Raw genomic sequence first — 721 nt, forward strand, 5'->3', positions numbered from 1 at the left:
TCCATCACCCAGGAGACCCCAATCTACATTGAGGGAGCAGGGATAGCTCAGCTCCAATGGGGCGGCCTGGAGATTGCAGAGGGGTGCAGGGATGGGTATCTGTACTGCAAGCACATCAAGCCGTTTTCTATGGATCTGTACGGACAATACTGGACGGCCTGGGATGGGCCGCCGGAAAGGGGAAAAAATAATGAAAATCCCAGCGGAATTTGAGGACATTTTCCGGGGTGTAGAGTTGACGGAGAGAGAGGCCCTGTTCCTGAGCTGGATAACCAGCTGGGACGATTATACAATCCAGAACATGAGGACCGTGTTGGAGAAAGTTCGGAGCACCCTCTCCACGCTCCAGGCCGAAAACGAGAAGCTGCGGGCCGCACTACGGAGGGAGCAGGATGGCTAAAACACCGGATTGTTGCATTGAAGCAAATGAGCAACGCCCATGTGCTATTTGTGGAAAAATGACGAAATATGTTGAATATTGCGTAGAAAGTCCCCTGTGTAGTAATGAATGTATAAAGACGTTCTATGACAAACTTTACAAGAAGGAGCACGAATGAAGGAGTACATCGAGAGGGTAACTGCGCTGAACGCGCTGATAAGGGCATTGGGGTATTGCCAGTGTGCCAATGATGTGATAACTCGTATCCCCGCCGCCGACGTTGCGGAGGTGAGGCACGGGAGATGGGACGCGTCTGACAGATATAAGTTTTTAGACGGAAGC

At 51.3% G+C, this 721-nt stretch carries 2 protein-coding genes; both read left to right on the forward strand.

Going from position 1 to position 721, the window contains the following annotated elements; genetic code table 11:
- Positions 1-213 (forward strand): hypothetical protein (locus tag ACESY8_RS19700; RefSeq protein ID WP_498794971.1); only part of this gene is annotated, 213 nt, incomplete at its 5' end.
- Positions 191-400: a hypothetical protein gene (locus ACESY8_RS19705; RefSeq protein WP_498794972.1), complete on the forward strand. Its 210-nt coding sequence runs from the start codon at positions 191-193 to the stop codon at positions 398-400. The genes ACESY8_RS19700 and ACESY8_RS19705, both read left to right, overlap by 23 nt.
- The last annotated feature ends 321 nt before the right edge of the window (positions 401-721 follow it).

It is taken from the genome of Clostridium sp. ATCC BAA-442, assembly GCF_964239415.1.
GTDB lineage: Bacteria > Bacillota > Clostridia > Oscillospirales > Oscillospiraceae > Flavonifractor > Flavonifractor plautii.